The sequence below is a fragment of the Candidatus Magnetobacterium casense genome, assembly GCF_000714715.1.
Lineage (GTDB): Bacteria > Nitrospirota > Thermodesulfovibrionia > Thermodesulfovibrionales > Magnetobacteriaceae > Magnetobacterium > Magnetobacterium casense.
The window spans coordinates 1-22,253 of sequence record NZ_JMFO01000041.1 but is presented as its reverse complement, the minus strand read 5'-3'; the positions used below and the strand labels follow the sequence as shown (position 1 = coordinate 22,253).

Annotated in this window: 22 protein-coding genes; 8 read left to right on the top strand and 14 right to left on the bottom strand. The window is 49.0% G+C overall.

What is annotated here, in order from left to right; genetic code table 11:
• Positions 1-86: 86 nt before the first annotated feature.
• The 9 genes from Mcas_RS14825 to Mcas_RS17165 form a co-directional block, all read right to left on the bottom strand.
• On the bottom strand, positions 87-1,415 hold the full coding sequence (locus Mcas_RS14825; protein WP_081853912.1) for an FG-GAP repeat protein: 1,329 nt from the start codon (positions 1,413-1,415) through the stop codon (positions 87-89).
• Positions 1,416-1,637: 222 nt separating this feature from the next.
• Entirely contained in the window at positions 1,638-2,258 is a 621-nt protein-coding gene (purN, locus tag Mcas_RS14820) for a phosphoribosylglycinamide formyltransferase (protein WP_040336328.1), read from the bottom strand.
• Positions 2,246-3,082 (bottom strand): 16S rRNA (cytidine(1402)-2'-O)-methyltransferase, encoded by an 837-nt coding sequence (gene rsmI / locus Mcas_RS14815; protein ID WP_040336327.1) that lies wholly within the window; start codon positions 3,080-3,082, stop codon positions 2,246-2,248. Before rsmI ends, purN begins: the two co-directional genes overlap by 13 nt.
• Complete coding sequence (locus tag Mcas_RS14810; RefSeq protein WP_235203644.1) at positions 3,079-3,561, bottom strand: RloB family protein; 483 nt, start codon at positions 3,559-3,561, stop codon at positions 3,079-3,081. The genes rsmI and Mcas_RS14810 overlap by 4 nt, the downstream gene beginning before the upstream one ends.
• A gap of 197 nt (positions 3,562-3,758) precedes the next feature.
• Positions 3,759-5,021, bottom strand: coding sequence for an AAA family ATPase (locus Mcas_RS14805; RefSeq protein ID WP_200873720.1), 1,263 nt, complete (start codon positions 5,019-5,021; stop codon positions 3,759-3,761).
• A gap of 286 nt (positions 5,022-5,307) precedes the next feature.
• The gene (locus Mcas_RS17170; protein ID WP_162176347.1) at positions 5,308-6,735 is read right to left on the bottom strand and encodes an FG-GAP repeat domain-containing protein; all 1,428 of its coding nucleotides are present in this window, start codon (positions 6,733-6,735) and stop codon (positions 5,308-5,310) included.
• On the bottom strand, positions 6,683-6,928 hold the full coding sequence (locus Mcas_RS19355; RefSeq protein WP_081853913.1) for a 6-bladed beta-propeller: 246 nt from the start codon (positions 6,926-6,928) through the stop codon (positions 6,683-6,685). The genes Mcas_RS17170 and Mcas_RS19355 overlap by 53 nt, the downstream gene beginning before the upstream one ends.
• Positions 6,929-7,033: 105 nt before the next feature.
• Positions 7,034-7,441 (bottom strand): 6-bladed beta-propeller, encoded by a 408-nt coding sequence (locus Mcas_RS19350; protein WP_353740395.1) that lies wholly within the window; start codon positions 7,439-7,441, stop codon positions 7,034-7,036.
• The gene (locus Mcas_RS17165) at positions 7,425-8,030 is read right to left on the bottom strand and encodes an SBBP repeat-containing protein (protein ID WP_052567536.1); all 606 of its coding nucleotides are present in this window, start codon (positions 8,028-8,030) and stop codon (positions 7,425-7,427) included. Before Mcas_RS17165 ends, Mcas_RS19350 begins: the two co-directional genes overlap by 17 nt.
• Before the next feature lie 482 nt (positions 8,031-8,512).
• Between Mcas_RS17165 and Mcas_RS14790 the strand changes: the two genes are divergently transcribed.
• The 7 genes from Mcas_RS14790 (at position 8,513) to Mcas_RS14760 (ending at position 17,240) form a co-directional block, all read left to right on the top strand.
• The gene (locus Mcas_RS14790) at positions 8,513-10,342 is read left to right on the top strand and encodes an FAD-dependent oxidoreductase (protein WP_052567535.1); all 1,830 of its coding nucleotides are present in this window, start codon (positions 8,513-8,515) and stop codon (positions 10,340-10,342) included.
• Positions 10,339-10,830, top strand: a complete 492-nt coding sequence (locus tag Mcas_RS14785; protein WP_052567534.1) for a QcrA and Rieske domain-containing protein — start codon at positions 10,339-10,341, stop codon at positions 10,828-10,830. Before Mcas_RS14790 ends, Mcas_RS14785 begins: the two co-directional genes overlap by 4 nt.
• Before the next feature lie 21 nt (positions 10,831-10,851).
• Complete coding sequence (locus Mcas_RS17160; protein WP_052567533.1) at positions 10,852-11,307, top strand: QcrA and Rieske domain-containing protein; 456 nt, start codon at positions 10,852-10,854, stop codon at positions 11,305-11,307.
• 18 nt (positions 11,308-11,325) lie between these two features.
• Positions 11,326-12,882, top strand: coding sequence for a cytochrome b N-terminal domain-containing protein (locus tag Mcas_RS17155; protein ID WP_052567532.1), 1,557 nt, complete (start codon positions 11,326-11,328; stop codon positions 12,880-12,882).
• A 73-nt stretch (positions 12,883-12,955) separates the two neighbouring features.
• The gene (locus Mcas_RS14770) at positions 12,956-14,353 is read left to right on the top strand and encodes a c-type cytochrome (RefSeq protein WP_162176346.1); all 1,398 of its coding nucleotides are present in this window, start codon (positions 12,956-12,958) and stop codon (positions 14,351-14,353) included.
• Between the two features lie 79 nt (positions 14,354-14,432).
• Complete coding sequence (locus Mcas_RS14765; protein WP_040336324.1) at positions 14,433-15,293, top strand: c-type cytochrome; 861 nt, start codon at positions 14,433-14,435, stop codon at positions 15,291-15,293.
• Between the two features lie 279 nt (positions 15,294-15,572).
• Positions 15,573-17,240 (top strand): proline--tRNA ligase, encoded by a 1,668-nt coding sequence (locus tag Mcas_RS14760; protein WP_040336323.1) that lies wholly within the window; start codon positions 15,573-15,575, stop codon positions 17,238-17,240.
• Between the two features lie 115 nt (positions 17,241-17,355).
• On the opposite strand, the gene Mcas_RS14755 is transcribed toward Mcas_RS14760, so the two are convergent.
• Positions 17,356-17,772 carry an archease gene (locus Mcas_RS14755; protein WP_162176345.1) on the bottom strand — a complete coding sequence of 139 codons (417 nt, stop codon included), beginning with the start codon at positions 17,770-17,772 and terminating at the stop codon, positions 17,356-17,358.
• Between the two features lie 171 nt (positions 17,773-17,943).
• Here Mcas_RS14755 and Mcas_RS17150 point away from each other — a divergent pair, with 171 nt between their 5' ends.
• Positions 17,944-18,813 carry an RpnC/YadD family protein gene (locus Mcas_RS17150; RefSeq protein ID WP_156033407.1) on the top strand — a complete coding sequence of 290 codons (870 nt, stop codon included), beginning with the start codon at positions 17,944-17,946 and terminating at the stop codon, positions 18,811-18,813.
• Between the two features lie 47 nt (positions 18,814-18,860).
• On the opposite strand, the gene Mcas_RS14745 is transcribed toward Mcas_RS17150, so the two are convergent.
• From Mcas_RS14745 to Mcas_RS14730, 4 genes are all read right to left on the bottom strand, one after another.
• On the bottom strand, positions 18,861-19,382 hold the full coding sequence (locus tag Mcas_RS14745; protein ID WP_052567530.1) for an FG-GAP repeat domain-containing protein: 522 nt from the start codon (positions 19,380-19,382) through the stop codon (positions 18,861-18,863).
• A gap of 262 nt (positions 19,383-19,644) precedes the next feature.
• The gene (locus tag Mcas_RS14740; protein ID WP_040336321.1) at positions 19,645-20,625 is read right to left on the bottom strand and encodes a YncE family protein; all 981 of its coding nucleotides are present in this window, start codon (positions 20,623-20,625) and stop codon (positions 19,645-19,647) included.
• An 89-nt stretch (positions 20,626-20,714) separates the two neighbouring features.
• Positions 20,715-21,113, bottom strand: coding sequence for a type II toxin-antitoxin system death-on-curing family toxin (locus Mcas_RS14735; RefSeq protein WP_040336320.1), 399 nt, complete (start codon positions 21,111-21,113; stop codon positions 20,715-20,717).
• Between the two features lies 1 nt (position 21,114).
• Positions 21,115-21,342 carry an AbrB/MazE/SpoVT family DNA-binding domain-containing protein gene (locus Mcas_RS14730; protein WP_040336319.1) on the bottom strand — a complete coding sequence of 76 codons (228 nt, stop codon included), beginning with the start codon at positions 21,340-21,342 and terminating at the stop codon, positions 21,115-21,117.
• Positions 21,343-22,253: the final 911 nt, after the last annotated feature.

Genomic DNA, 22,253 nt, shown 5'->3' with positions numbered 1-22,253 from the left:
GCGCCTTTGTCAGTCGCCTCCTAGGTCTGCCCTAGAAGCCCCGGCTACAACCGTGCCACCGTCGGAACTCACGGAGACGGAATTGCCTAATTAATCATCATAGCACCATCTGATGCGGTCAGCTTGGCCGTCTGATTACCGGAACCATCTGCCCATGCTACACCTTTTTCAAACACATACGCAGCGCCTTTGTCACTGCCTCCTAGGTTTGCCCCATAAGCCCCGGCCACAACCGTGCTACCATCGGAACTCACGGAGACGGAATAGCCTAAATAATCACTATCAGCGCCGTCTGATGCGGTTAGCTTGGCCGTCTGGGTAGCATCACTCCATCCCCCGCCGGGCTTGACAAACACATACACAGCGCCTCTGTCAGTGCCTCCTACATCTACAGAGGGAGCCCCGGCAACAACCGTGCTGCCGTCGGAACTCACGGAGACGGAAATGCCTAAAAGATTACGATCGGCACCATCTGATGCGGTTAGCTTGGCTGTCTGGGTAGCATTACTCCATCCCCCGCCGGGCCTTACAAAGACATACACAGCGCCTATGCCACTGTTGCCGAAGGCGTTATTATTAGCCCCAGCCACAACCGTGCTGCCATCAGAACTCACGGAGATGGAAACGCCTAACCAATTACCATTAGCACCATCTGATGCGGTCAGCTTGGCCGCCTGAACCCAGGGGTCTACGACTATGGGAAACTGCGCACCATTGAGCGCCACCTTTATGTCTATGCCGTCGGAACTCTTGTCAAACCACGCCTTCAGCTCCTTACCGGTCTTGTCGTAGGCATACAGCCCTCCGTATGACAGGGCAACGTTGCCGCGTTTGTCCGCAACCGCAATGCTCTTTGGGTCGCTGACGGTCAAATCCCCATGCGTCTTTAACTCCAGCGTCAGGGTGTCTGCCTCATGCGTTGGTTTTTCCAGTATCGTCCAGCCCTGCTGTATACCGCCGGGGCCGTTGACGTACCAGCTCTTCATCCCGCCAGCGGTGTACTCCAGCCTGTTGTCCCGGCGCTTGACCCTGGCCTTCTTGGAAGCCATTTTGACTTGTTCGTTGCCTGACCTTACACCCTTGAGGGCGATGCTAAACCCAACGTCCTTGCCCTTGATGCTCAGACCGTCTCTGCTTACCCGCGCCTTAAGCCCCTGGGCTTCGTTGGTTAGCTCGTAGGAACCGCCATCTTGTCGTATCTTGTAAGACCTGGAATCTTTACCAACCCTCTCCGATATCTTGTACTGCAAGGGTATCTCAAGCTCCACAAGGCTAGTTTGCTTACCAGGGGGTATCTCCCTGACCTCAGGCGTTAAGCCTGCATATGCCGACAATTTAAACAGTACCAGCAGCATAACGATCAGGACGTTACCCCTGGCAATATACCTTAAACCTTTGACCTTGAATTTCATCATAATTACCTCATCGCTGTTTTGTAATGCACTTAAAATAAGCGCCTTTTTAATTGCAGAGATTAAACTGTACTTTCGCACTTTTTTCTAAATAGGCATTTTATGCGGTTTGAAAAATGGATTCCCGCTTTCGCGGGAATGACGGTAAAAGGAGTTTTGGGCCAGTCTGTGTCATTCCTGTGTAAACAGGAATCCAGAAACTGCGAAACCATAGATTTAAGAAAGTTACCGTTGTTCTCCTGTCGGTTTAATACTTACGATGCCATTGTTGACTTGCAGCCTGTTTTCTGCAAAGAGTCGGATAGCGTATGGGTAGATTACGTGTTCACTGCGGAGGATTTTCTCCGATAGTGTCTCTTCGTTGTCGTCACTGCTAACGGAAACGGGTGCCTGGACGATGATTGGGCCGGTATCCATGCCCTCATCGACGAAGTGTACGGTGCATCCTGAGACCTTAACGCCTGCCTCGATGGCTTGCTTCTGGGCATGGAGGCCCTTGAAGGAGGGCAAGAGGGCGGGGTGGATGTTGAGTATCCGCATGGGGAATGCCTCGATAAGCGGACGGGTGACAATCCGCATGAAGCCTGCAAGGGCTATCAGTTCCGTTGAGCGGGCGGAGAGTTCATCGGCCACGGCCTTAAAGAAGTCGTCCCTGGTTGCATAGTCCCTGGGATTGATGTATATGTGTGGGATGTTGTTGTCCGTGGCCCGTTGTATGGCATAAGCGTTGGGGTTGTCCGTGAGCAGGCACACGATATCGACGTTTAATGAGCCGTTGTTTTTGGCATCTATGATGGCCTGAAAATTGGAGCCTCTGCCCGAGGCCAGTACTGCTATTTTGAGCATTCGCTATCCCTCTGGAGGCTTTCCTTGTAGAGTTGTTTGTTGTCTATGCCCATGGCAGTGGCAACCTCCATAACGGCGTCCTTGCGTCTGGAGCCGGCCTTTATGAGTTCATCAACCTCTCTGAGGGCATCTTCCATCGAAAACTCCGGGGCTGGGGCGGCCTCTGCAATGACGACGTACTCACCGGCTATCTTTCCCCTCTCCATCTTGTCGATGACCTCCTGGACGCTGCCCCTGATGACCTCCTCGTGCATCTTGGTCATTTCGTGGCAGAGGGCAATCCGGCGGTTGCCAAAGACCTCAAGCAGGTCATACAGGAAGTCCATTATCCTGTGAGGCGACTCGTAGAACACAACCGTAAAAACAAGTCCCTTGAGTTCCGTCAGCTCTTTTATCCTCTGCGTTTGTCTGCTTGATAGAAATCCCGCAAAGAAATACCGTTTCGTGGAAAGCCCCGACACCGACAGGGCGGTAATCAACGACGTTGCCCCCGGTATGGGGACGATCTCTATGCCCTGCGTCAGCGCCTCGCGGACCAAGACCTCGCCCGGGTCAGATACCCCCGGGGTGCCGGCATCCGAAATGAGGGCAACCGACAGTCCATCGTTAAGACGCTGAAGCACCTCCCTGGACTTGACCTTTTCCTTTTCGCCCCAGTAGCTGATCATTGGCGTAGTAATGCCGTAGTGGTTGAGGAGTTTTGCCGAGTGGCGTGTATCCTCTGCCGCTATCACATCGACCTCTTTGAGGGTGTCCAGCGCCCTGAGGGTGATGTCCTGCAGGTTCCCTATCGGAGTAGAGACTATGTATAAGACGCCTTTCATGCTATATAGCACTCACATGTAGGCTCTCTGTAAGCATTTAGCTCTTTCACTAGCAGGTGGACTGTTGTTGAAGGGTTGTTGTTTGCAGGATTAAAATCTTTGGTAATTTTCATAGGATCAAACTCTTTATCGTCTTTAGGTTTATATTCTTTTTCTAACAGTTTGTTAGCATTTTCTACTGCATAGTTTTGTCTGTCTTTAAGCGTTGCATACATATCTTTACTATTTTTCTCATACTTACGTCCTAGTTTTTTCGTAAGTCTTGGGGCATATTTGTTTCTTGACATAGCAGTATCGTGGTAATTAAAGTGAAGCAGATACCATAGCTCAAAGGCTTCATTTGAATATGCAACGCATATATTGTTCTTTGCTGTTATTTGTATTGCGTTATTGAATTGATTAAAATCGTCTTTGTCAAACACAGCCCATACGCTATGATAACTTCCATTGTTTTTTTCTTTAATTGCTTCATTTACCAACCTAACAGTATTATATCCCGTGCCTGTGACCTCTATATATTTACTCCCTTTATTCCAGATTTTCTTAAATCTTCACGGAAGTTTTCAAAGTAATAAACTTCTGTTTTTTCTCCTTCGCACATAATCAACACCGTTTTGAATCTTTCTTTGGTATTGAGAGTTCTTTTTGATTTTTTGGAGTTATTTTTCATAGACGTTTATTTTATCAATGAGGATATGTTACCGCCAATAAAAGGTATTGCACCGTATCTTCCTGATCTATAGTCTTTTTCATAAGACTCATCGCCTGTAAGTTTGAATTCAGCCAGCGAGTATAAAGCTGTAGCGCCATACCTGTCTTTTTCCGTAAACCATACCTGATCTCTCCTGTAAAGTCTGTTGTTCAACAAGTTCGTATCATGGGTGGCAATAATTAGTTGAGCATTTGTTTTGTTTCTGTTGAACAATTTGACTATATATGATGTAATATTTGGGTGCAGCCTTGCATCCATCTCATCAATAACCAAAATCTTTCCATCTAACAATGTATCAACAATCAGACCTGCGAGCGATAAAATCTTTCTCGTTCCTTCAGACTCTGACAATAGGGGCATCTCTTCTGTGCCAACTTCATTATTGTCAGCATCGTATAACGCATGATATGTAAACATGTTAAGTGCATGCTTATGTTTTATTTTAACCTGTTTATGTGCTTCGATAAGCTTTTTATGTTCTTTGGTCATTTCATTACTTAAATTAGGTATCTCATCTGTAATTTTACTACTTAATTTAGATAGCTCAGAGGATACATCGGATAACATAGCCTCGAAGTCTATCTTTCTGACTTCTTTGATTTGCAAGTCTGCCCAATTAAGCAGGTCTAAGATGATATCTTTACGTGTTGCATCATCAAGTTGATCAAGGGTATAAGGTAAAGTATCTTCATCATCTAAACCTGTGATAAATTTAAAGATTGCAAACCAATCAAATATGTTTTTTGCAATTTTTCCATTAAACTGTGCTGCAACGGATAAAAACAAGGCATTTGAACGCGTCTTGTCTTCTAACCCTTTTCCTTCCTCAAAGTTTACGATTTCTATGTTATCTTGCTCTCTGTTAAACAGTATAGTCTCCTCGTCATCCGGATAACTGTATAACCACTCTCTATGAACCCTGCTATTGTCAACATCAAAACCGTATGTGTATCTGATGGCGCCTGAAATAAAAGAAATCTCAAAACTTGAAGGCTTGTTTTCAGTTTCCGTACTAAACTTAAACCTTTCTTTAATAATATAATCACCGTACTGAGTCTCTCTGGAGGAGTTTAATACAAAACGTTTCATAAACGCCATTGCTTTTATAAGATTGCTTTTACCGCTGGCATTTGCACCATAGATGGCAGCGCTCTTTAGGATATGCCACTCCGGATCATCCGTTTGTATACGATTCTCCTGCAGCTCCTCTATGTCCGCCGCAACCATGCTAAGGGTGACCTTGTCTTTAAACGACAGATAATTCGCCACACTAAACTCCACCAACATAGAGATTATTATAAGAACAAGCGTGCATGGATGTCAATACACCCCAAAGACTGCATGTTCTCAGCACGGAACACCTCACAGGTCTAAATAACGGAGCATAAATGTTTAGAACATTTAGGGTTAAGAATAATGGCGCGTCAAGGGGACTTCTTCGTGGCCGGGGCGGGTGCGACCCGCTGCGACAAGATTGCGCCTCGCCCCTCCCGTTACGGTAAACTATGTTCGTTTACTCGTTGAACCAATAGTACGGTACGTTGCCGGTCACAGCGCCATTGCCACCCGTCCCCCACATGTAGACGTCGCCGGTTGGGGTATCCTGCCAGAGAACGTCGATCTGATTGCCTGCATCGCTCTTGCCTGTGATTGGCTTACTGCCCTTGCCGTAGAAGTCTCCAACGCCTATGATCTTCCAGTTGCTTGGGACAGCTCGTGTCATGTAGCCGCCCGCTAAGACCTCGCCGTTGCTGCCCATATTCCAGGCATATATATCGCCGCTGGTGTCGTCCTGCCAGATGATATCGTTCATGCCATCGCCGTTGACATCACCAAAGCCTCTGACCTGCCAGGTGGTACCCACCGTTGCGGTACTTCTGATGTTGCCAATGGAGGTGCCGTTCATATGCCAGATGGCTACATCACCGGAGTCTACGTTGCGCCAGACAATATCACTCCTGCCGTCTTTGCTGAAGGTGCTTATGCCCTGCACCTGCCAGTTGGAATCAACATTTGCAACACTGCCGTACTGTGATATCTGTGGGCCATCCATTGTCCAGACGGCTGCATCGCCCGTTTGACCATTGCGCCAGAAGACATCAGCCATACCGTCGCCATTGAAATCGCCGATGCCCTGTATCTGCCAGTTGATATCGATTATCATCGGGGCGTTCCTGGTTCCGACACTGGATGCCCTGATGACGCCCACTGGCGCTACGTTCTGTTTGTTGGTGATCGTTGTGCCGTTCATCAGCCAGATGACCACCTCGCCCGTCTTGATATGACGCCAGAGGATGTCAGCCTTGCCGTCGCCGTTGAAGTCACCGATGCCTTGGATATGCCGGCTGAAGTCCAGGGTTGCCACGCTTGCGACAGAGGCGATTGTCTTGCCGTTCATCAGCCAGATGACGACTTCGCCCGTATCGGTATTACGCCACAGGACGTCCCGCTTTCCGTCGCCATTGAAATCACCGTTGAACACGGACCGCGTAAACGTCTGCGGAAGCAGGCTGGATTGGGCGCTGCATCCGGTGCTGTTGCACGCCTTCATCGTGTAGGTGTAGGTTTGACCGGTGTTGTGGCCCGTCTGGTAATGGTCGTCCCTGACTGAGATCATACCACCCTTGTATTCTTTGATGTTTACGGACTTGTCGTTGCCGTAGTAGAGGACGTAGTACGTTGCGTTGGGAACTACGTCCCAACTGAGGCTCAGGCCGCCGGTTGCGTGGAAGGCCTTGAGACCTGTGGGTGTTGAGGGAGGCGGAGGGGGCGTGCCGTTTATGGCAAACTTTTGAATGCGAGTGTTGCCCCAATCACCAACATATACGCTACCGGATGAGTCCATCGCTACACCGTTAGGAGATTTGAACTGTCCATCGTCGCTACCTTCACTGCCCCATTTTGTAAGGAATTGTTCGCTTGAGCTTAAATTTTTGGACACGACTGTTGCCCGCATCGACAACATAGAGGTTACCGGATGAGTCTATTGCTATACCGTCAGGAGATTTGAACTGTCCATCGTCGCTACCTTTACTGCCCCATTTTGTAAGGAATTGTCCGCTTGAGCTAAATTTTTGGATACGACTGTTGCCCGCATCGACAACATAGATGTTACCGGATGAGTCTGTTGCTATACCTGCGAGAGAGTCAAATTGCCCATCGTTGCTACCATTGCTACCCCATTTAGTGATAAATTGTCCACTTGAGGTAAATTTTTGGATACGACTGTTGCCATATGGTTAACCCATCTCGTAATACAAGCTATCAGCAACATATACGTTATCAGATGAGTCAACCACTATGCCCATGAGCCAATTGAATTGCCCATCGTTGTTATCACGACTTCCCCGTTTTGTTATAAAGCTACCGGTTGAGTTAAACTTCTGTAATTGCCCATCACCACCGTCCTCGATTCCCAATTTTGTAATGAAGCCACTGAGTGAGTTAAATTTCTGTATCCGATGGTTACCAAAATCAGCGACATATATGTTATCGGATGAATCGATAGCTATACCTCTTGGAGAGTCGAATTGCCCGTCGCTACTGCCCCTGACGCCCCATTTTGTTATAAAGCCACCGGTTGAGTTAAACTTCTGTATACGATCATTGCCTTCGTCAACGACATAGACGTTACCGGATGAATCGATAGCTATACCTTYTCGGAGAGTCGAATTGCCCGTCGCTACTGCCCCTGACGCCCCATTTTGTTATAAAGCCACCGGTTGAGTTAAACTTCTGTATACGATCATTGCCTTCGTCAACGACATAGACGTTACCGGATGAATCGATAGCTATACCTCCTGGATAGCCTAATTGTCCGTCGCCACTGCCCCTGACGCCCCATTTTGTGATAAAGCCACCGGTTGAGTCAAACTTCTGTATACGATTATTGCCTTCGTCAACGACATAGACGTTACCGGATGAATCGATAGCTATATAGCTGGGATGTATGAATTGTCCGTTGCTGCTACCAAAGCTACCCCATCTTGTGACAAATCGGCCAAGTGGACTAAATTTTTGAATGCGATTGTTATTTGTATCAGCAACATAGATGTTACCGGATGAATCAACCGTTACACCACGGGGATAGTAGAATTGCCCGTCTTCTTTGCGTTCACCCCACTTGGCCACATAGTTGTACACCTCCTCAGCCGCGGCGATGGAGACACCCGCTGCCAACACCCAAAGCAACGCAACCAGCATCGCCGGTAGCAGAACCGACCTTCCCTTTGTCATTGCAATACCCTCCTGTTTTTGATTTCTAAAACACCATATGCTACAATTTTATCATATCCTGATTGCGCATTTCAAGTATCCTCTTAGAAAAGCATGGTAAAATGGGGTCAAGGGGACTGGTCCCCTTGCAGGGGGTTCTGAAGGGGGGCGGAGCCGCCCCTTTCTTTCTTGCCTTAAAGTATAGTCACCATGAAATATAAAGAAGATAGCATTTCAATTTTGCTGCGGGAAAATTGCACCTCGCCCCTCCCAACCCAAAAAATAAGGCTTGCATAAAAGTCAACCAATCCTGTAAAATGCTAACTGACTGAAGATTTTACGCAGAGGTTTTGTATGGCAAGAGGCATTTGGATGACTGAACGTAGTCGGGTTGATGACCTTAAAATATCGCAGACTTGGTTTATTTGGCCTGCGTGAGTTAAGTCCCATCGGCCACTTATAAATCTAACGTAGTTGTGAGCAGTATATAGAGAGGACTATATATGATTAAAAGAATCTTTGAAGTAGTAATCCCCGATTACAAGTACTGGAGGCAGAACATCAAGTGCCAGACAGGATGTCCTGTCAACACGGACTCCAGGGGTTACGTAAAGGCAATAGCCGACGGCGATTACGAAAAGGCATACTGGATCGCACGGACGCCTAATCCGTTGGCTTCCATATGCGGGCGAATATGTGCCGCCCCATGTGAGATGGCCTGCAGGAGAAAGGGCATCGATGCTGCCGTGTCCATCAGGGCACTCAAGCGCTTTGTCACGGAAAAGTATGGCGTCGAAATTCACAAGGACAAAAACGCCTTCGTGGATAAACTCAAAAAGAACCTCCTCGATAAGGCCAAGGGTATTATGGGCCTGGCCGAGGATACCTCCAAGCCCATATCTATAGTCGGAGCCGGTCCTGCGGGACTTGCATGTGCCCACGACCTTGCACTGATGGGGTACAAGCCCGTCATCTACGAAATGGAAAAGATAGCGGGTGGCATGTGTGCCGTTGGCATCCCGCCATACCGACTCGACAGAACGGTGCTGCAGGCCGAAATTGACGCCATCAAGGCACTCGGTGTCGAAATCAAACTCGGCGTCCAGATCGGAAAAGACGTCAGCCTCAAGGACTTGTACGAAAACTCGCTGGCGTTGCTCATTGCGGTTGGCGCAAAGCGAGCGCGGATGCTCCCCATGGAAGGCTCCAAGGGCATTGGCGTCCTGGGTGGGGTGGACTTCCTCAGAGACGTCTTCTGCGGCAAGGACGTGCGCATAGGCCCCAAGGTGGTGGTCATCGGCGGAGGGAATGTCGCCTACGACGTGGCCAGAACCTCCATGAGACAAAAGGGTGTCAAGGAAGTCACCCTGGTCTGTATCGAGGAGCTCCACCAGATGCTGGCCGACAAGATAGAGATAGAAGAGGCCGAGGAAGAAGGCGTTGAACGCATTAACACCTACGGCCCACAGACTATCAACCTTGATAAGACAAACCGTGTGGTGTCAATGACGTTTAAAAAGTGTATATCCATGTTTGACGGTGAACGCAAGTTCAACCCCAGATATGACGAATCCGATACGATCACGGTGCCCACAGATACGGTGTTCTTTGCCATCGGACAGACCTACGAGCTTGGCTTTATCGGTGACTCTCAACTGGATATCAAGATGACCGAGCGCGGTATGGTGAGCGTAAACCCCGATGGCGTCTCCACGTCGCTTGAGGGCGTGTTCGTTGCCGGAGACCTGGCATACGGCCCCAGACTCGTCATCGACGCCGTGGCAAGCGGTAAAAAAGCAGCCATCCATATACACAACTATATAAGCCAGGGCCAGTTGACGCTCAAAACATACGAGGCACACAAGGACCGCTACGGTATCGAAGTAACGCCCAAAGACGTAGCCCACCCGCCTGACTTTGAAAAGATACCCAGACATCACGTCCCCGCCGCACCGCCGGAGGAACGGGTCAAGAGCGTACATCACCTCGTCGAAACCGGCTTTCCCAAGGAAATGGCAGAGGAACAGGGCAGTCGCTGTCTCAACTGTGCCGTCAACACCATCTTTAACGGAGACCGGTGTATACTCTGCGGCGGTTGTGCCGATGTCTGCCCCGAATACTGCCTGCGACTGGTCAGCCTCGAAAAGATCAGGGGGGATGAGACCCTCACCCGCCTGTACGAGAACAGGTACGGCAAAAGCCCCGAAGGATACGGCTCGGCCATCATAAAGGATGAGGACAGGTGTATCAGATGCGGCTTCTGCGCCAAGAGATGTCCTGTTGATGCGATAACAATGGAAAGATTTATATTTAAGGAGGTGTTTGAAAGATGAAAGATGAAACCCAGGACAAACATGGCGGGGACTCCAAAGGAGGGGTCTCCAGACGGGATTTTCTGACTTTTTCGGCCTTTGGTGCAGCCGTTGCGGCCAGTCTTGGAATCGTGGCCGGCGTGCTAAGGTACTTTAGGGCTGACGTGCGTTACGAGGAATCCAAGAGCTTCAAGATCGGTAAGCCTGACAACTTCCCCGTGGGTACGGTCAGGAAACTTGATGACAAGAAGGTGTTCATATTCTCCGATGACAAGGGCTTTTATGCCATATCGGCCGTATGCACACACCTTGGTTGCCTGGTCTACAGCACCGAAGCGGGCTTTCAGTGCCCCTGTCACGGCTCAAAGTTCAATGAGATCGGCAAGGTGGTTGGAGGTCCGGCGCCACGCGGACTGCCCTGGTTTGAGATCACACAGGATGTTGATGGCAGCCTCGTTGTTGATGCCTCCAAGGAAGTGCCACCTGGCACTAAAACTATATTTAGCTAACATGGGAGGAATGCATAAGATATGAACCAAACCGGACTCTCCGGAGTATCCAGCCTCACGGAGCACTTAAAGACCTTTGTTCGTGCCATCCCCGATGTAATAGCCGGCATCCCGAGGTATATCGATACCTACGTCATACGCAGGAAAACCGGGGGATTTAAGATCGGCAGTCCCGTGAATTTCCCCGTGGGTACAGTCAAGAGATTCGACAACAAGGGGCTGTTTGTCCTGTCCGATGACCAAGGCATCTACGCCATATCGGCCGTATGCACACACCTGGGTTGTCTGGTGTCCGCTACGGGAACAGGCTTTCAGTGTCCCTGCCATGGCGCAAGTTTCGATGCAACCGGCAAGGTCACCGGAGGTCCGGCACGAAGGGCCCTGCCGTGGTTTAAGCTCACACAGGATGCCGGTGGCAGCATTGTCGTTGATACCTCGCGGGAGGTTTCTCCTGGCACTAAAACAATATTGAGTTGACAAGAGAGGGATAAAGATATGAACGAAACAGAACAATCCGGACTTGCTAAGTTTACGGACAACTTAAAGTCAATTGCCAACACCTTTGTCGGCTCCGTCTTCAGAAACGGCGCACCAACCTCCGACAAGACACGGGCGGCGGCAATCTATAACAACTTCTTTATGCACATACAGGGAGTCAAGACACACATAAACACCCTCAGACCCTCCTATACGCTCGGCCTGGGGCTGATGGCGTTCTTCCTGTTTGTGATCGTAATTGGCACGGGCATATTTCTGATGACGTACTACAACCCGTCAATAGAAAACGCCTTCAAATCAGTCAAAAATATAAACTTCGTGGTCTTTGGCGGCAAGGTCATGCGCAACCTGCACAAGTGGGCAGGGGAGGGTATGATCATCTTTGTGCTGCTGCACATGGCGCGGGTGTTTTTCACCGGCTCGTACAAGAGCGGCAGACAGTTTAACTGGGTCATCGGCATTGTGCTCTTGATCCTGACCTACGTGATAAACCTCACGGGATATCTGCTGCCCTGGGACCAGTTGTCGTACTGGGCTATGGTCATCGTGGCAAACATAATGCAGTCGCCCAAGGAACTGACGGACTCATTGGGGATAACACGCTTCTTTGACGTTGCCACGTTATCGACGGAGTTCTTTCTTGCCGGTTTGCTTCCCGGTAAGGAGGCCCTCAACAGGGTGTACATGTTCCACGTGATGATCCTGCCGATGGCGATGTACGTCTTTGTGGGCATCCACTTCTGGCGTATCCGCAAAGACGGCGGCATGACAAAGCCCGAAACCTTCACCATCACTGACAACGATGCCAGCTACGTCCTGCCCCCACAGAAGACCGGCGGCATTTTCACCACACACAAGACCTACGGCCTGATGGAACTGGCAAAGGGCAAAACCCCCGCCGTGGACAGAGACGTCGAAAACACCGTCATGAGCTGGCCAAATCTCCTGATAGCCGAACTGGCCGTATTCATGTTTACCCTGGCCATTGCACTGGTGTACTCCTACTACATAGACGCACCGTTGAAGGAGTTTGCAAATCCGCTGATACCGGAGAATCCGGCAAAGGCACCGTGGTACTTCCTTGGTTTGCAGGAGCTGTTGTCCTACTCGGCCTTTATGGGTGGTGTGGGCTTGCCCGGCCTGGCACTCTTGGGGCTCATCCTGATACCCTACCTGGACAGGGAACAGTACAACGTTGGCATATGGTTTACGGATAAAAAGGGTAGGGCCGTGGCAATAGAGGCATGTATCATCAGCGTGGTTGTGGTGATAGGGATGCTGGTCTTTGCCGTAAAGTTCGGTTGGCTCAGAAACTGGTTCCCCGACATACCGCAGATAATTATCACGTTTATCAATCCCGGCAGCTTATGGGTAGTGTTTATGATGGCGTGGTCGCTGCATGTTATCAAGCGGACAGGTTCGACGAGGTTGGGTGCGATGGCGTTGTTTGTGATGTTCCTGGTCAGCTACGTGATACTGACGTACTTTGCCACGGAACTGCGCGGACCAAACTGGGAATTTTACTGGTCAAAGGACCAGTGGCCGGTCCACTAATGCCGGATAAGATGCACACAGAGATGATTAACAATAAATCGATTAAGAGGTAAAAATGTATAGTAGATTTTACTTGTCTGTACTATTAATATCATCGCTTCTTGTCATGACCTACCTTGCGTTGGTGGCATTTCATGGGGTGATGCCTGAGTGGAAATACTATCAGCTTGAGTACAAGGACATGCTGATAAAAAACGCAAAGGATGAGGCGTCAAAAAAAAGGGCGGAGGCCTTTAATGTGAAGTTGCAGCAGATATACCTCAGCACCCTCAAAAAGGAAGACCGCTGCACCACCTGTCACATCGGCGTAGACAACCCCATGATGGCAAATGCCAAGGTCCCCTTCAAGACACACAGCGGTGATTATCTGGCGAAACACCCCATTGATAAGTTTGGTTGCACGGTCTGCCATGAGGGCCAGGGCCTTGCCACCAATAAGCGTGAGGCCCATGCCAAGGGTCACACCTACTGGGACACACCTATTCTGCCGCTAAACTATACACAGAGCGCCTGCGTGCAGTGCCATGACCTTGACATGCTCAAAACCAAGGGCGGCGACAAGGTGGCCGAAGGCGAAAATCTCTTCAGAGAAAAGGGCTGCCAAGGTTGTCACAAGGTAAACAAGGTTGGCGGAGACCTCGGAAAGCCCCTTGATGGCGTGGGGTATCGTCCGATAGCGTACTTTCCGATGAAACACGTCGTTGGCGAACACACGGTGCCGGCCTGGTTGAAGCAACACTTTGACGATCCGCGTGCCATAGTCCCCGGCAGTGAGATGAGGGTATGGCTCAAGGGGCCCGAGTCAGACCTCCTGACCATGTTTTCCCTGACCCTCAGACCGGATGAGCCGCCGCTTGAGTATCGTCGCAAGACCTATGCACATCCGCCCAAACATGAGGGCGAAACCCTGTACAAGATGTATTGCATTGCCTGTCACGGGGATGGCAAGACCAGTGTCTACGACGAAATATTTAAACGTACCATACCGGCGATACAGAATCCGTCGTTTTTAAAGCTCACGGATGACAAGAACCTCGAAACGATTATCAAAGAGGGCCGTACCGGCACTCAGATGACGGGGTGGAAGTCAACGGCTGCCGGTGTCAGCGACGAAGAGATCAAGTCGATCATACAATACCTGACCAGCAACAGGCCGGCTGAGGGCCATGAACCCTTCCCGATCAAGGACATCAACGCCAACGCCGAACATGGCAAGGAGGTCTTTGAATCACACTGTGCCGTGTGTCATGGCAAGGATGGCAAGGCCGGGGAGAACCTGATAGGCATCAACCTCAGAAACCCTGCGGTTACAAAGTTTGTGGACCCGGAGTTCCTTGCCGTTACGATACGCGATGGCAGGGAGGGGACATCGATGCCGTCGTTTGCCTCTGAGGATATGGGGTTAAACAATCAGGACATTGCTGATGTAGTTGCCTACATAAGGGATTTTGGACGTGTTGCCAAGAAATAGTGAGACGGCAGGTTTAGGGCAACATAAAACGGGGTCTGACCCTGTTTATAGACAATACTTCACAGTTAGAGAGGTATATATGGAAAGGCCAAATAGAGGCGGTGGGACATCGCTGCCACAAGGAAGTGGTGAGGCACCACTGCCAAAAAGAGGATTTTATGGCACACTGATGTTGCTGCTGTGTGTGATGCTTTTGTCGGCGTCCGCTGTATTTGCGGAGGATGACGAGGCCCTGATCAAGCAGGGGGAAAAGGTATACAAGGTGCGCTGCATGGTGTGTCACGGCAAACAGGGTGATGGCAAGGGAGCAGTCGGTGTGCTGCGCAAGTCAGAGGCTTCAGGGCGTATTATAGAGATACGTCCTCGTGACTTTACAATGGGACTTTACAGGTTTCGCAGCACGGCCACGGGGTGTTTGCCCTCCGATGACGACCTGCTGTACATCATAACCAATGGGATACCCAGGTCATTTATGCCGAACCTCAAGGACGTTCCGGTAGACGATCTCAAGGCGGTGAGGAGCTATCTAAAGTCGTTTTCGTCGAGGTTTCAGGAGGAACAACCCTGTGATCCAATAGTGACCAAGCAGCCGGCCTGGGTTGGCAGTGCGGATTCCGTCAACAAGGGCAAGGCCATATACAAGAACATGAAGTGCTGGGAGTGTCACGGAGAAACCGGCAAGGGTGATGGCAGCAAGTCAGAGGAGATCAAGGACGATTGGGGCGAGCAGATACTGCCGTTTAACTTTCAGACCGGTGACCTCAAGAAAGGCTCCAGACCTCAGGACATCTACATGACGTTTACCTCCGGACTCGATGGCACCGGTATGCCCTCCTACCAGGATACCCTCAACGAGGATGACAGGTGGCACCTGGTGTCATACACACTCAAGTTAATGGGCAAGCTCGACAAAAACCACAACCAAAGCGCACACAAATAACGACAAAAACAGAGAAAGAAGGAGGGCGGTTTATGGCAGGGGTGCCTCACCCCCTCCGCCCCCTCCTCAGACCTCCCCTGCAAGGGTGGGGCGAGGCGCCCCGGCCATGAAGAAGCCCCCTTGACCTCATTTTACCATGCTTTTTTAAGAGGATACGGGGCAAGGCCATATACAAGAAGAAGAGGAGACACCTCCTCGGCCAAGATTTGTAGCATTATAACCTTAACTCAGACGTTAATGGTGCCGAATTAAAAAAAAACAAAGAAAATAGGAGGATACATGCGATACTCAAAGACATTAATACCAACCTTGAAGGAGATGCCCTCTGATGCCGAGGCGATAAGTCACGTGTTGTTGCTCAGGGGTGGGTATGTGCGACAGTTGGCCTCCGGGCTGTATATATATCTGCCGCTGTTCTGGAGGGTCTTAAACCGGATCAACAACATCATCCGACAGGAGCTCAACCGCATTGGGGCGCAGGAGCTTTCGATGCCAGTGCTTCATCCGGCGGAGGTCTGGCAAAAGACCGGGCGGTGGTATGAGATCAAAGAGGAGATGTTCCGCCTCAAGGACCGCACCGGACGCGACATGTGCCTGGCCATGACCCACGAGGAAATCATGACGTGGCTGGCCTCCCATGAGATACGCTCATACAGGGACATGCCCCAGGTGTGGTATCAGATACAGACCAAGGTGCGTGATGAGGCGCGCCCCAAGAGCGGGGTGCTCAGAACCCGTGAGTTCATCATGAAGGACAGCTACAGCTTCGATGTCGATGACGAAGGACTCCAAAGAAACTACGACCTGCACATCGAGGCATACGACAGGATATTTGAACGTTGCGGGCTGGAGTTCTACCGCGTTGACTCCGACCCCGGCATGATGGGAGGGGCTACGGCTCACGAGTACATGGCCCCGTCGCTGGCGGGTGAGGACGAAGTGGCCATCTGTGCCTCCTGCGGGTATGCGGCCAACGTGGAACTGGCGGTGTCCGTATCGGCGATGCATCAGTATGCGCAGACGCCACAGCAGGAGGTCTCCACACCGCAGAAGAGGACGGTTGAGGAGGTGTCACACTTCATGGGGCTTGGAGCGGAGAACTTTATCAAGAGTCTGCTGTTGATCAGCGACACTGCCCCCGTGCTGGCCCTGATCAGGGGTGACCAGGTGCTTCACGAAAAGAAGGTCAACCGTATCATTGGCAACTTCCGCCCTGCACACAAGGACGAAGTCAAGGTCATCCTCGGCATAGAGGCCGGATTCATAGGCCCGATGGGGCACAAGCTGCGGATCATCGCCGACAACGCCATCAGCACCGGTGTCTACGTAAGCGGGGCAAACAAGGTCGATTATCACTTACGGGGTATCCGTCCGGGGGTTGATTTCCAGGCCGAGTGGCATGACATCCACCTGGCAAGGGCCGGGGATGGTTGTCCGCACTGCGGAGACTCGTTGAAAATAGAGCAGGTGATAGAGATCGGTAACATCTTCAAGCTTGGCACAAAGTACTCGGCGGCGCTTGATGCTGTGTACCTCAACAAAGACGGCGTGGAGCTACCCATTGTCATGGGGAGCTACGGGATAGGACCTGCCCGCATAGCCGCTGCGGCCATCGAACAGCATCACGACGTAAACGGCATCATATGGCCCGACAGTATTGCCCCCTTTGATGTGGAGATCATCCCGCTCAACGTCAACGACGCACAGACCATGAGCGTCTCCGAGCGGTTGTACGCCGAACTGACAGCCAGGTCGATTGAGGTGCTCCTCGATGACAGGGACGAGCGCGCCGGCGTGAAATTCAAGGACGCCGATCTACTAGGAATCCCCTGTCAGATAATCCTTGGCCCAAAGAGCTTAAAGGATGGCCTCGTTGAGGTAAAACGGCGGAAGACAGGACAAGCAGAGAGGCATACCATAGAGTATGTACTAGGCTCCATGTTTTAGGGCAATCGCATTTGACCTGGGAAAAATAAAGGGGCGGCTCCGCGCTCGTCCCTCGCAGCGAGGCGATTTTTGGTTAGTACTCCATTCAAACATGGCCACGTTGCTCAGGTTTCATTCAGACGTCGCAGATCACTGTTGCGATGTAGTTCTGCCCTTGCCGTTCTATATTTAACCGGTGGTAGGTAGCGGCCTTTACGAGAATCCCTCGCTGGTGCCTCTGAAGATCAAAAGGCTCTCCGACCAACTCAGCCCGGATGTGTTGATCGTCTATGTCCTTGACGGTCACGGTCTTGCCCGTAAACCCGTCTGCGTCAAACCTGTATATCAGCTCGTTCAACCAGGCTACGAGTAGTCGCGGTGTGGTCTCCTCCGCTATGTCAACGGTGATGACGGTGGTGTTGACAAGGTCGTCCGTGTTGGTTATGAACGAGTAAAGACCCTCTGCGGCATTAACAAACAACTCCTCAAGACTGCTGCCGTATATCCTGAGGCCTACGTCACCCGCAATGTCAATTTCCTCATACCTGCGCATAGTCATATAGTAGCATTTGTCAGGCCGCTTTGGAAAGCACCCGGCTAAGTGCGGCAGGATTACCCCCCGCAAGGGGACCAGTCTCCTTGACCCCATTTTACCATGCTTTTTTAAGAGGATACGATTTTTTTTTGCTTGTAGCTTTTAGCCTCCGTATAGTATAATAGAGCTATGGATACACCGACAGGGCCAGGGAGTTACGACAAGCTCATGAAGGAGCTTCTTGAAAAGATCGAGCGTCCCCTGATAGAAAAGGTCTTGGGGATTAAGGCCGATAAGATCAGCAAGCTCAACGTCATAACGCAACTAACGGACGAGCGGGAGGCGGATTTTGTCATTAAGGTGGAAAACCGTGATGAACCGTTCTTTATAGCACACGCTGAGATTCAGAGTACCAATGATCCGAAGATGCTAAAGAGGATGCTGCGGTATTTTGTGCATATCTATTCGGTGCATGAGGTGATTGTAAGACAGTACGTTGTATTTATCGGCAAGGACAAGATGGCTATGAACAACGCCTTGGATATGCCCGGTGTCCACTACGAGTATGAACTGATAGATATCAGGACTGTCCCCTGTGAGCGATTTCTATACTCCGGCGTGCCTCAGGAGATAGCTATCTCGATATTGTGTGACAGAGGGGCTCGCAACGAGCGATCATTCGCAAGGGAGATATTAAAGGAGCTGGTGGCGAGTGTCATCGGAGACTTGGACCTGTCGATGTATATAAAGGAAACAGAGGTCTTTTCAAAGTTGAGGGACATGCAACAGATCATAATAGAGGAGGTGGATAAAATGCCGATAGTATACGACCTGGAGACGGATATAAGGTTCATGCAAGGAGTGCAGAAGGGTATAGAAAATGGTCGGGTAGAAGGTATGCATAATATAATCGAGACTTTGTTGAGGAGAAAATTTGGCGAAAGAGGTTTATCTCTTATGCCAAAGATCAGAATGTATAAAGATGAGTCGAGTATCTATGCAATAACTGATGCGTTGATAACTGCGCAGGACATCAGGGAGATTGAAGGGCTGCTCTAAAGAATCAGGGAGGGCAAATCGCCCTCACCCTCTCTTCTTAATCCGTGTTAGTATATGCTCCACTCACTTGGCACGCCCTGATCGACGTATCCTCCGGAGCTGATCGTGTTGCCGTCCATGAACCACATGTAGACGTCGCCAGTTGAGCCGTCCTGCCAGAGCATGTCGTTCTTGCCGTCGCCGTTGTAATCGGCAACCGCCTTGATCTTCCACTCCGACGGTACCCCCTTGACGACAAACCCGCTGCCGTCCTGCATATTGGTACCATCCATCAGCCAGACGTAGACGTCACCTGCGTTGTTTTGCCAGAGGACGTCGGCCTTGCCATCGCCGCCAAAATCCTCCGACAGCTTTAGTTGCCAATCCGAAGGGATACCCCTTGCTACGAATGCACCGGACTTTGCCGCACCGTCATTGAGCAGCCAGACGTAGACGTCGCCCGTTGTTACGTCCTGCCAGAGCATGTCGGCCTTGCCGTCGCCATCAAAGTCTTCTGCGGCCCTGACTCGCCAGTTGTTGGGGACGTTGCGTGCGGCAAACAGGGCAGACTTCCTTGTAATACCATCCATCTGCTAATTATTCCTCCCTTACTTGACAAACCTGAGTGATACAAAGTTGTTTTATTTGTTGCACCATCCATAACTACGGTGGACATCCTGTTTGCAAAAAAGATATCATTTGTTGATTCACGCAGTGCAATAGCTCCAATTCCAACATCACCTAAGTCTATATACGTTAGCTTATCTGTTATGCCATCAACAATAGCAGCTCTTGTACCTACTTGTACTCCGGTATACAGTTTATTAGTACGATTGTTGAAAGCCAAAGGCTCTAAATCTTCTGCTCCAACAAAATTATATGTATTGTATCTCTATCAAGAATCAAAATTCCCATTTCTCCTTGTCCTGGAATTGAAATCATAGTTATGTAAACCTTGTTCTCTATCTCATTGGCAAGTATATCAAGTGGTTTACTTGCACCTGTTGTTGTTAAATCAAAAAACTGAACATCAAGTGTTTCACCATTTATAATATTTAAACGATTACTGCTATAATGAGGCAGAAATATATCGTTTGTCTTTGTATTTATGGCAATCTTTTCAAGATAGGGATATGGATAATTAGCACCTGAAATGGTAGTAAACTTATCAGAGGCTACATCAATTACCCCTACACCACTATAAAAAGCCACATACATTTTATTGTGAACTTCATTATTACCTAACCTGAAGTATGAGATATTTCCTTGATATCCAGGATTAATTTGTTTAATAACTTCATATGTATTTGCATCTATCACCGATATTAGTCCTGTTCCAGGTGTAAAACCGGTAGTCCCAGACATTTTGTCACTTGTTGCATAAACCTTGCCATAAGTTTCATTTACTTCCATTTGCAACACATAACCCCCAATATTAGGTATTTCTGCTATTTTCTTATTAGTGCTTCCATCAATTACATATATTGCTTGTTTGTCATCATCGGCAACAAATATTTTGTTTCCTGCTTGGTAAATAGCCATTGATGTTATATTTGCACCCGAGAGATCGATAGTTGCCACATTTTCATATCTATCGTTATTTAGAGGAGTCCCTTTTGCATTGTCGGTGAAGCGCGGACCCGGCCAAGCCACGCCCGCCCTGATCGCCCCGTCGTCGCCTGTGGCGTAGGTAGTCGTCTGCCCCGTCTGCGGGAGACTTACGGTGCCGGCGTGAGCGGCTCCGGCAAGGTGAATGGTTACAATTATAAGAAGAACGACAAGGATCAGGATTGCCGATCTCTTGATCAACGAATGTTGCTTGTACGTAGTCATTACGTTTCCTCCTGTTACGGTTTAAATTAAAATTCTGAATTCGGACGGGTTTGTCAAGGATTTTTTGTTTGCAGTGGTACATAAGAAAATCATTGGGCGTTTTGTAAGAGGCTGTTTCTGCGTAGGAATTCTGATGCGTCTGCCTTATCCGCTTTGCCATCAGCAACCGAACGAACCATTGCTTCAAGCCCTTCTTCGTCTGCATTTAGATCAATGTTGTTTATCAGGAGAAACACAATAGCGGCTACAACACCAGTGCGTTTGTTGCCATCGATAAAGGGATGGTTCTTTACAATATGAAACAAATAAACCCCGGCCATCTCGTAGATATCCTTGTGGAGATAGAGTTCACCATAACCGGCTTGAGGCATTGCTATGGCAGACTGTAAAAGTCCAATATCTCTAATACCAGGCGCTCCACCATAGCGCTCTATCTGGTCTCTGTGAATCTCTATTATTTCTTCAAGTCCGATAAAACAAATCTCCAACTCAGTCTGCCAATCTCTTTAGCACACGTCCAAATTTCTGATTGGTTTTAACAAGGGCCTTCTCAAATAACTCTTGCCGCTTTTCATCCCTTACCGGCGATATAATAAGCACTGAACCCTCAGTAGATATGCTCAACGGAGTTTCTTCGCTTATACCTAAGCTCTCCAGCACGTCCCTGTCTATCATTAACGCAAGACCGTTACCATGCTTCGTTAGTTTTTTAATCAAAGCTACACCCCATTTTTTATGTAGTCAAACGCATGCTGCTCTTAGTATAACATAATCCCCTTAAAAGGCACTTTTATTTATAGGCTGCACAGTCTTTTAGAGAGAGTGGCTTTGAACTCCTCAACACTGTCAAAGGGGCCAAAGACCCGACCTTTAAAATAAGTACGGCAAGTATCAGGATTGCCGATCTCTTGATTAACGAATGTTGCTTGTACGTAGTCATTGTTCCCCCCTGTTAGGGTTTGAATTAAGATTCTGAATAGCGTAGCATGGTCGGATGGGTTTGTCAAGGATTTTTTTGTTTGCGGGAGCTATGTATGATTTTGCTCTATTATGAAGATATGACAGAACTGTTTTTTTTATGTAGAAGAAATTTGTCCTGCCTGTTATATATAGAGCCTCTTGCAAAAAGAAATCAAAAATCCCTACAAATATCTACTCTCTCATCTTTAATGAGGTCTAAATTTTATTCACTCACATAAAAATCTCCAAATCTTCTATTTTATCGGACATAATTGCCAATTTATTCTGATTTTAGACGCATTTCTCCCTCATAATGCTAAAACAACCTTTTTTTAGGTATCTTTTATCGTTTAGGTTATCAGTTTTAACATTTGATCGGCAAATAAGACAACAATTCCGATCATCAAGTGCATCTTTACTTTCATGCTTCCCCTTACCAAAACATTATTTCCACCAAATTCGGTCTTCAATCTACCATTGACTCTTTCGATTGTAGTACGTTCATTATATCTTATAGCCTCTGCAGTGGACATTGGTAAAAACGCTGCCACGGCGAGGATTTTTGTCTATTATTGGTACATGTCCAAGATTTTTGCTTTGTATCGTATTATTGTTTTTGCGTCGTAGGCTGAATCCATGAGTCATAGAAATATGTCACCCTATCTGTT